This is a genomic window from Mastigocoleus sp. MO_188.B34, from assembly GCF_030065675.1.
Classification (GTDB): Bacteria; Cyanobacteriota; Cyanobacteriia; order Cyanobacteriales; family Nostocaceae; genus Mastigocoleus.
In genome coordinates this window covers 1-9,621 of sequence record NZ_JASJDK010000199.1, presented here as the reverse complement: position 1 = coordinate 9,621, position 9,621 = coordinate 1, and the positions used below count along the sequence as shown (strand labels likewise).

9 protein-coding genes are annotated in these 9,621 nt (G+C 37.3%); 5 read left to right on the top strand and 4 right to left on the bottom strand.

Annotated elements, in window-relative coordinates:
• Positions 1-654, bottom strand: a 654-nt coding sequence (locus QNJ50_RS27545) for a HEAT repeat domain-containing protein (protein ID WP_300642074.1), incomplete at its 3' end; no start/stop codon positions are given.
• Between the two features lie 422 nt (positions 655-1,076).
• Here QNJ50_RS27545 and QNJ50_RS27540 point away from each other — a divergent pair.
• Positions 1,077-1,949, top strand: a complete 873-nt coding sequence (locus tag QNJ50_RS27540; RefSeq protein ID WP_300642072.1) for a 6-carboxytetrahydropterin synthase — start codon at positions 1,077-1,079, stop codon at positions 1,947-1,949.
• 305 nt (positions 1,950-2,254) lie between these two features.
• Here the strand turns inward: QNJ50_RS27540 and QNJ50_RS27535 are convergent, their stop codons facing one another.
• From QNJ50_RS27535 to QNJ50_RS27525, 3 genes are all read right to left on the bottom strand, one after another.
• Positions 2,255-3,301, bottom strand: a complete 1,047-nt coding sequence (locus QNJ50_RS27535) for a PrsW family glutamic-type intramembrane protease (protein WP_300642070.1) — start codon at positions 3,299-3,301, stop codon at positions 2,255-2,257.
• 5 nt (positions 3,302-3,306) lie between these two features.
• A complete protein-coding gene (locus QNJ50_RS27530; RefSeq protein ID WP_300642067.1) occupies positions 3,307-4,221 on the bottom strand; it encodes a class I SAM-dependent methyltransferase in 915 nt (304 codons plus the stop codon).
• A 272-nt stretch (positions 4,222-4,493) separates the two neighbouring features.
• Entirely contained in the window at positions 4,494-5,090 is a 597-nt protein-coding gene (locus tag QNJ50_RS27525) for a hypothetical protein (RefSeq protein ID WP_300642064.1), read from the bottom strand.
• 493 nt (positions 5,091-5,583) lie between these two features.
• Between QNJ50_RS27525 and QNJ50_RS27520 the strand changes: the two genes are divergently transcribed.
• From QNJ50_RS27520 to QNJ50_RS27505, 4 genes are all read left to right on the top strand, one after another.
• Positions 5,584-6,297, top strand: a complete 714-nt coding sequence (locus tag QNJ50_RS27520; RefSeq protein WP_300642062.1) for a PspA/IM30 family protein — start codon at positions 5,584-5,586, stop codon at positions 6,295-6,297.
• Positions 6,298-6,347: 50 nt separating this feature from the next.
• Complete coding sequence (locus QNJ50_RS27515; protein WP_300642060.1) at positions 6,348-7,265, top strand: phosphate ABC transporter substrate-binding protein; 918 nt, start codon at positions 6,348-6,350, stop codon at positions 7,263-7,265.
• A 270-nt stretch (positions 7,266-7,535) separates the two neighbouring features.
• Complete coding sequence (locus tag QNJ50_RS27510) at positions 7,536-8,597, top strand: phosphate ABC transporter substrate-binding protein (RefSeq protein WP_300642057.1); 1,062 nt, start codon at positions 7,536-7,538, stop codon at positions 8,595-8,597.
• A 466-nt stretch (positions 8,598-9,063) separates the two neighbouring features.
• A complete protein-coding gene (locus QNJ50_RS27505) occupies positions 9,064-9,570 on the top strand; it encodes a hypothetical protein (RefSeq protein ID WP_300642054.1) in 507 nt (168 codons plus the stop codon).
• The last annotated feature ends 51 nt before the right edge of the window (positions 9,571-9,621 follow it).

Sequence of the window (9,621 nt, the reverse complement as noted above, 5' to 3'; positions counted from 1 at the left end):
ATTCCCTAAAGCTTGTGCTGCACTACTACGAACATTTGAATTAACCTTTTCATCTTTGATGAAAGTAAGAATATCTTGAACGTAGGGTTTAGCAGCATCCCCTAAATCCCCTAAAGCATAAGCTGCAATACGGCGAACATTTGAATCAACCTTTTCATCTTTGATGAAAGTAAGAATATCTTGAATGTAGGGTTTAGCAGCATCCCCTAAATTCCCTAAAGCATAAGCTGCAATACTGCGAACATAATCATCAACCTTTTCATCTTTGAGGATAGCGGCGATATCTTGAGCGTAGGGTTTAGCAGCAGCATCCCCTAAATTCCCTAAAGCATAAGCTGCACTATGGCGAACATAATCATCAACCTTTTCATCCTTCAACAGATGAAAGGCTTTTTTAGCTATATTCTTTGCTTGCTGTTTATTTAAATTTTTGAGTTCGTATTCTCTTAACTTATTAAAAGCAAATCCCTGTACTTCCAGATAATCATCATCCAGGGCAACGACAATACCGTTGATTTGCCAGTCTTTTAGCTTCGGTTTGGGTATTTCCTTACCATTTACCCACAGAAAATTTAGTTGAAAAATAAATAGAAATGTAACAATAAAAACTATAAAAAAAGAAAGTTTTTTTCTAATGCTAGTGATTTCAGACATTATTGGGAAGAAGGATGGGGATTGAAAAGAAACCTCAAAGCGGTTTTAGTGTAGCAGTGGATACAGTATAAATCTAGTAATGATAGTTACACAGAGTTTCTTTTCAAAAAAAATATTCTTCACCATTAATTCAATTGAAGCGTTAAAAATTAAGAGGGTTAATTAAGGAATGATTTTGCACTTAGCATCCCATTAGCGATTAGCGTGGTGAGCCATATTTGACGAGGAGAATAATCTTCAAAGTCCACAAAATTGGGGGATTTAGGTGGGTTATATTCCCAATATACGACTAACTAAAAAACACTAATTCCGACTCCTGATTCCTGTCTCCTTCCCTAAATAACAAAACTAATTAACAAAATTGGTTTATGCTGGTATCAGAGAAAGTTTAAGAAATTTTAAGTTTTGCTAAGAGTTCGCTCATGCAATGCATAGTTAATCGTCGTGCTCAATTTTCTGCTAGTCACCGATATTGGCTACCAGAATTGAGTGAATCTGAAAATAAAGATAAATTTGGTGCTTGTTCGCGGTTCCCCGGACACGGACATAATTATGTCTTGTTTATTTCCCTCGCTGGGGAACTAGACGAATATGGAATGGTACTAAATTTATCTGATGTCAAACAAGTAATCAAGAAGGAAGTTACTTCTCAACTTGATTTTTCCTATCTCAATGATGTGTGGGAAGAGTTTCAAGAAACACTCCCTACTACTGAAAATATTGCCCGAATTATTTGGCAACGTCTAGTACCTCACTTACCTTTAGTCCGCGTGCAGTTGTTTGAACACCCAGAACTTTGGGCTGAATATATGGGAAACGGAATGGAATCTTATTTAACTGTTAGTACTCACTTTAGTGCTGCTCACAGATTAGCGCACCCCGACCTGAGTCTTGAAAAGAATTTTGAGATTTACGGTAAATGTGCTCGCCCTAATGGACACGGACATAATTATCATTTAGAAGTGACCGTCAAAGGGGAAATTGATGGACGAACTGGAATGATTGTTGATTTAGGAGAGTTAAATCAAGTCATCGAAGACTTAGTTGTCGAACCATTCGATCATACTTTCTTAAATAAAGATATACCTCATTTTGCTTCTGCTGTTCCTACCGCCGAGAACATTGCTTTGCATATTAGCAACTTATTGCAATCCCCTATCAAGGAATTAGGAGCAAAGCTTCATAAGGTTAAGCTAATCGAAAGCCCAAATAATTCTTGTGAAATCTATTGCACCGAATCTGAAGATAATTCCCAAACTAGCGTTCAAAATCAGCCTGTATTAATGCAGGTGTAACAAGCTTTCTTTGAGCAATAAACTTTGTAGAGATTTTGTAGAGACGCGACATGTCGCGTCTCTACAGTGTTATTTTTTTAAAAAAAGTCTTAACTGAACTGTATTGGTTTCTAACCTCCAGAAAACTTCTAAAAAAAACTTATAGCTGATTGCAAGTAAGGAATGAGAATTTAATAACCTATAATTCTGAAATTTGGAATGGTGCGTTACGCGATGCTAACAGCACCCTACTTTTGTACTTTATTTAATCCACATTCCTAAGTGAGGTATAGTCAAAAATCTAGAATTTATATGTAAAGCAGATTTCACTCCTGACTCCTGTCTCCTGTCTCCTGACTTCTGCTATAAGGTGATTCTTCAGCATACTCTAACCCATCAAGCTTTTGTGGTAGATACTGGCTTCCCGAAAAATATAGGTAACGATATATTCCCCAAGCTACTATCCCAAAACCTATATTTACTAAACAACGGCTTAGTGTAAACCAAAAAATACTTGGTTCGAGCAATTCTCCCCAGCTTAAAGGACTTAAAATTCGGGCGAGAAGAAATAAGCCAAAAATTGCATTACCACCTAAAATCAAGGTTAATAAAATTAAACCACGCTGGAAGTAACGATGTTTGCGAGTTTTTGCTGTGACGAGAATTATGGACGACTTGCGTTCGATTTTGCGCAGTAATTTTTCCAAGCGCCAGAACATCCACAATAATAATGGGAATAACCCATAGCTCAAAAAACTGAGTGAAGGCTCACGTGAAGCGCTTGCAAGAATATTTACCAACGCATGACAAATTATAGAATTAATCCAAGCTTGGGGAAATAGCTTGCGATCGTCTTCGGAATCGATTCTACATCCAACAGTAATTGCAATCGCATATGCCCAAGGTGCAGAAAAAATTGCATGTGTTGGCGTACGAATTAACCTTTCTACAATTGATTCAGTGCCATTAATTAGATAAACACAATTTTGTTGGGCAGTAAATCCCAGACAAACTGCGATCGCAAATAAAAAGAGACTAATACGTCGTAATTTATAACGTCTTTGAAAAAACCAAGCAGGTATGAATACAGTAGCTAATTTACAAGTTTCTTCAATTGGTGCAACTTTTACGAGTTGTCGCCAAATTTCTACCGCTAGGTACCCTCTAATGCTTTGCCAATTTGTAAATGTACCCAGAATTATTTCAAAATTGGATTGTAAAATAAGAGCAATCCCACCAGAAATTGCTCCAAGTGCAAAAAACAACAGTAGACTAAACAGGGACGGGCGATTGGAAACGCGGTGAAAATAGTAAAATAAAAGTAGTAGTGGTGGTAAAACTCCCCACAATATTAAATAATTCAGTTCGCTCAAATTTTTTATACCCGAGCAATTACTGTACGATGCCGAGGACTATTGAAGCTGATGCTAGGAGTCTGGAATCCAGCATCAATTAGAGCTTGCTTAATGTCGAAACTGAAGTACTCATCAAGGTAAGGCTCAGTACTTTTGAGTAATGTCAAGACATAAGGTGGCATTTTTTTGAAAGCTTCCGAGCAAGGATTCATATCCATAATTGCAAAATATCCACCAGGAGTCAGCAAACGTTTAGCCTCTGCGAATATCTGTCTAGTTGCTAACTGGGGTAATTCATGACAAACCAAACAGATAGATACTAAGTCATATGAAGCATCTTTTAACCCTGTTGATTCTGCAGCAGTATGAACCCAATTGATATTAGCTTTACGTTGTATTGAATTATAGTTAGCAACAGCTAGAAAATAGGGAGATAAATCTACACCTGTGATTTTGGCCTGGGGATAAATTTCTTGTAAAGCAAAAGTACTTAAACCAACACTACAACCCAAATCTAGGATATTTTGGGGGGTTTGGGAAATTTCTACCTTGAGGACATCGTGATAGCTTTGGCGTAGTTTTGCATCACCTTCCGAATTGGTACCGCCCCAAAGTTTAGCATGAACGGCATAAGCTGCAGATTCTACCTCAAAAGCAGCCAGCCAACTCATATTACCTTGTTCGTAAGCATGAAATGAGGTGAGGTAATAATCTGGATAAGAAATTTGGTGATTTTGTACTTTTGCTAAATCGGTTTCCCAATTACGTAATTGCAATTGTTCGACTGTTTTTGTCCAAGGTACGCCGATTTTTTCCGCACGTTTAATCATCATTTGACGTGCTTGGTGTTTAGCAAAGTCAGCTAAAGGTTTAATTGATAGCACTCCATTTACTAACCGGGAGGCTAGATCGGGAGGATTTTTGACAGCAACACTCATCGCTCAGCTTTTCTTGGACTATTCGTTCACTTTTGGCATGATAACTGAGCTTGGGGCACTATAAATATAAGAAGTCTTTACATTAAATGGTAATTGGTAGTGGGTCATTGGTAATTGGTAATTGAAGAAGTTTGTAGCCTTCAATAAAGTAGCAATATGAGTGTTAGTAAATTTGCGCCTAAGATTATTAAGATTTACCACTCAGAATAGATAAAACGTATTTAATTCCCTGTTTCCCGTTCCCTTCGTAGTAATCCCATAAATAAAAATAATTATCGATCGCAAAGAATTAACGGTTCAGGAGGTTCAGTGGTTTCAAGGGAACCTTTGTAAACCAAAATTTCAGGTTTAATTGCTGTGTTTGTGGGTATGAAGGTCAGGATACATAATTCTGGAATGCGATCGCAATCATCACTGTCAAGATCCCTGTGTTTGAAATGGGGAGAATTTTCAATTTCCTCTGTAGTGAAATTGCGATTTTGAAATAATAATTGATAGTGTCCTACCGGTAACGTAAAAGAAAAAATCACAGCATCGTCATCTCCGAATAGGTATACCCGCTCCCCATTGATAACTTGAAAGGGAAGGACGATCGCACTAGCTTCAAAGGAGTCCTTAGCTGCAGCAATAATTGGATCGATTTGTAATGTTTCAGAAACTGCTATCTTTACCCAATAACTTTCAGCATCGCTCAACATATCAAATCCAATAAAATCGGGATACCAAATAAATCCTTGGGGTCCCATTAGTAAATTTGGCACTTGATTTTCATATCCTTCCTTCCTTCTATACACTTCCGATGACTTAGAAATGTGGATAAATGGAGTGGATACGTTATCTATTTTGATTTCTGCAAGTATTTTATTCACAAATAAATAACAATTAAAATTACTGGGTGATTCTTATAGTCCCACGTCTAAAAGACGAAGGGAGAACGTCAGTTAATTTTATAGGTAAAATCAAGCTACAAATAAAATTTAGTTTTAATTCGCTGCCAATGTAAAAAATACCATAATTAAGATTAGGTGCAGAAGTCATTTTTAATATGTTATGGCAGGGTTAAAATACTGCGAACATCCCAATAGACATCTTCGGAAAAGAACCTAGAGACGTACCAGAGGGTTTGCCGACGCCGTAGGCTCTGGTACTTCTCTACAAGGATTTTCGGTTATACATATTCCATTTCCGGAGAGGTCTAATAAATTTAGTATATATGCGGTAGCAAGCCATCTAAGTATTAAGTAACTATTTTTATATTAGCTTTCAGGTATTATACTTGGACACATCCTGATTTTAATTTCATAAAGTTACAATCTGAGTGTTAATGCACTGACCATAATTAAATATTTATTTTTACTTAAAATGAAAAAGGTTATTTATTGGCTGATGGGTGAAAAAGCCGGTCGAACCGTAGTTGGGACTTGGAATTGGTTATGGGGAATACCCGTAGAATCTGGTGGTAAAGTTGCTGTAGCAGTTGCTGAGGAATCGCTACAGTCAATGCAAGAATCCGTGCAGAAATTAGCACAAGCAGTTGCTGGTCAAGAAGGTGCTTATAAAAGGGCAAAGCAAAAATACGAAGAAAAAATCAAAGAGCTAAAAACCTTTGAGAAACAAGCTTTGACTGCACAAAAACAGGGAAATCAAGAAGCTGCAAGGCTGGCGATGACTAGAGTTGTCCAAGCAGAACAGATTTTACCGAAGCTTGAAGAGATGGTTAAACAAGCTGAAACAGCAGTCAATGCTTCCAAAGATAAGCTAAACCGGGAACGAATTAAGTTAGAATCATATAAGGCTGACATGCAGAATATGAAAGATATTTCTGAGGTCAATGCCGCATTAGAACAGATTGCAAAAGTTAACAACGAATTTGATATCGGTTCGGCAAAAAGTCAATTTGAAGCAGCCAAAGGTGCAGTCGAACGTCGAAATTTAAGCGCAGAAGCTTTGGCTGAATTATCAGAAAATCCGGCGGAAAAGTTGCAAGCTGATTTGGAAAACATGACTCTAGATGACGAAGTTGCTCGTCGTCTACAAATTTTAGAAGATTCCGATCCTAAGCAACTACCAGAATAGGTGAATACGTAATTTTATCGATCAATTAATTAATTAACAAATTAAATACTATGAGTAAGAGAAGTGGTCCTCCCCCAATAGTTTTTATACTTTTATTTCTAGCTTTGCTCGGTGGTGGTTATTGGTGGTTTTTCATGCGTAAGCCGGAAACCATAACACAGAATAACGGTCAATCATCTTCTGAGAATCAAACAGGTCAAGGTTATCAACAAATCACCCCTGTTTTTCCCGCACCGACTTCTGTATCTCCAAATACTAGTGTAAGAATTGATGGTTCTACCAGTATGGTGACTATTAATCAAAATCTCAAAAGAGGTTTTGAAAAAAAATTTCAAGGTACGAGTGTCATCACAAATGCAAAGGGTAGCAGTAATGGTATTCAAGCTTTAAGCAACGGTACGATTGATATCGCTGCGGTTTCTAGACCCCTAACTCAACAAGAACAAAGTCAAGGATTGGTTGCAGTACCCGTTGCAAGCGATGCGATCGCAATCATAGTCGGTATAGATAATTCCTTTATCCGGGGAGGATTAACTACCAATCAAGTAGCAGATATATTTCAAGGGAAAGTTAACAACTGGTCTCAGGTCGGTGGTTCAAATGGAAGTATCCGAGTAATTAATCGTCCTGCGGTTAGCGGTACTCATCAGACTTTTAAAGAATTGGTACTTAAAGGTAATAATTTTGGTACCACATTAAATATCACTACCTTACCAAGGGATGAAACAACAGGGCTAATCCGCTCTTTAGGAGTTAATGGTATTGGCTACGCTACTTTTGCTCAGGTTCAAAATCAGTCAACAGCGCGGGTACTCCCCATAGATGGTCTCAAACCGGAAGCTGCTAACTATCCTTACGTCCGACAGTTATCTTACGTTTATAAAAATCCTCCCAGTCGTCAAGTTCAAGATTTCTTGGGTTACGCAACTTCTCCCGAAGGACAACAAGCTGCATTGGTTGGTAATTAATATTGGTAATTAATAATTAATTCGGTTGTAGAGATGTAGTTATATTGCATCTCTATTTTTTGATTAAAAATATCATTATGTAAACTTTTAACTTTTGCTATGCTGACGCCCCACAATACCTACAGTAAGTTGCGCTAGCTGTTAATGCCATAAGATCACGGTCTGTTTCAATTTGTGTGTAGCACTATATTTAGGTTTGTAATTTCTCTGACAACATTTATACTGATAACTGGGATACATCAGTAAATAACAATAAAGAAATCAAACTTTATGAGTAAAAAAAGCAGCCTTTCCCCAATATTTTCTATGCTTTTACCGATACTGTTGCTTGGTGGTAGTTATTGGTGGTTGCTTGCAAGTAAATCTGACGTTACAGTACAAAATAGTAAAAAACTATTGTCAAATAATCCAATTACTCAAGAGGAGAAATCTGACACAAAAGCACTGGATCGCAAAAAATTCTTGGCTAATAGTTTGATTATTCAAAAGGACAAATCCGATCTCAAAGCACAGAGTAATAAACAAAAACTAGCAACTAATCCAATTACTCGAGAAAATACTCAAGAAAATCAATCTGTATCTCCAAGTTTTCCCAAACCAACTTCTGTCGCTCCCGGTACGAATATAAAAATTGATGGTTCTACCAGCATGGCGATAATTAATCAAAATCTCCAGAAAGGTTTTGAGAGCAAATTTCAAGGTACAAGTGTAGTCACAACCGCTCATGGTAGTGGTCATGGTATTAAAGCTCTGATTGACAATAAGGTTGATATCGCTGCAGTTTCTAGAACTCTGACTCCAGAAGAAAAAGCCCAGGGATTAGTTGCAATACCCATGGGTAGTGATGCGATCGCAGTAATGGTGGGTAAAGATAATCTTTTTGTCAAAGAAGGATTAACTAGCAATCAAGTAGCAGATATTTTTCTAGGTAAAGTTACTAACTGGTCGGAAGTAGGTGGATCTGATGGAAGTATTTTAGTAATGAATCGTCCTCCTGTTAGTGGTACCCATCAAACCTTTAAAAAGTTAGCACTTGGAGGAAATGATTTTGGTACAACACCAAATATCACGACTTTACCACGGGATGAAACTACAGGATTGATCCGTGCTTTGTCACTTAATGGTATTGCTTACGCTACCTTTCCCCAGGTTCAAAACCAATCAATGGCGCGGGTACTTCCTATAGATGGTCTTACTCCAGAGGCTTCTAACTATCCTTATCAACGGAAGTTATTTTATGTTTACAAAAATCCTCCTAGTCCTAGAGTAAAAGCATTTCTAGGTTATGCAACTTCCCCACAAGGGAAAAAACTTGCATTAGTTGGGAATTAATCAAGATTCATTTTTGCTGTGGAGACGTAATATATTGTGGAGACGTAATATATTACGTCTCTACATTTACTTGCAAAGTGCTGTATATTGAAAGCTTTCTCAAAGTTCGCGATACGCTGAGAGGCACTCTGCGAACGCATCGGCGCTTGCGCCTATCGCAAAGTTAAAAAGTTTGTAGATGAGCAATTAGATCGCAGCATCCAAGCTGGTTTACCTCCAGAATCAGAACAAACCGAATCAAACTTCAAACAACATCCCCTCAGTCATTGGATTGAAATAAACTTCGGTTTAGAAGAGATAGAAGAACATTTAATCAGAATAACTCCCATTTCCCTTCCCTTCAAGAAGGTGCAGAAAAATAGCCTTCCCCAAAAATTTTCTTACTACCTTCAAATAAAAATAGTACTTCTGTATTGTTTCTGCTAAAATGCCCGGGAGACTGTCCGCGAGGTTAAATTATACCAGTATGAAATTACTCCCTGACGGCGATCGAGAATCTGATAAACGCAAGATCCTTTTACCAGTACCTTATTTATCTGCTTCCAGTCTATTCAATAAAAAAAATACTGCAATACTACCACTGCAACCACCTCAAGAAGATTTTACTGATGGATGGCAACATTTATCGACGCAGGTAAAACGTATTAACCAATTGGCTTATGAGCTAGAAGCGGCAATTTTAGAGCTAAAGATGATTGCTGATAATCTGGACGAGCAGAAAATAACTCAAGCTAGCAAGCAATTTCCATTAAGAAAAATATCTTGTAAAAAAGTATGTAGCTACGTTCCCTTAACTGTACCCTATGTCCAACAGAAATCAGATGGGACATTAATTGTTAAAAAACGTAAGGTTGATTTATTTCGTTCAGAAAGAGAAGCGAAATATTTGGCGCAAAAACTTCGTCATCAAATCAAAAGAAAGAACTCCCACCTCAAACAAGCAAAAACAAGAAAATATATTAATTTTAGTTAATTGTTGTAAACGTAAATAATTCGTAGTTCGTAATATGCATATTACGAACTA

What these genes read in the sequence shown, in the direction of transcription:
- QNJ50_RS27540 (WP_300642072.1), top strand. Translation starts at nt 1,077, where the DNA reads ATGCAATGCATAGTTAATCGTCGTGCTCAATTTTCTGCTAGTCACCGA.
- QNJ50_RS27530 (WP_300642067.1), bottom strand. Translation starts at nt 4,221, where the DNA reads ATGAGTGTTGCTGTCAAAAATCCTCCCGATCTAGCCTCCCGGTTAGTA.
- QNJ50_RS27520 (WP_300642062.1), top strand. Translation starts at nt 5,584, where the DNA reads ATGAAAAAGGTTATTTATTGGCTGATGGGTGAAAAAGCCGGTCGAACC.
- QNJ50_RS27515 (WP_300642060.1), top strand. Translation starts at nt 6,348, where the DNA reads ATGAGTAAGAGAAGTGGTCCTCCCCCAATAGTTTTTATACTTTTATTT.
- QNJ50_RS27510 (WP_300642057.1), top strand. Translation starts at nt 7,536, where the DNA reads ATGAGTAAAAAAAGCAGCCTTTCCCCAATATTTTCTATGCTTTTACCG.
- QNJ50_RS27505 (WP_300642054.1), top strand. Translation starts at nt 9,064, where the DNA reads ATGAAATTACTCCCTGACGGCGATCGAGAATCTGATAAACGCAAGATC.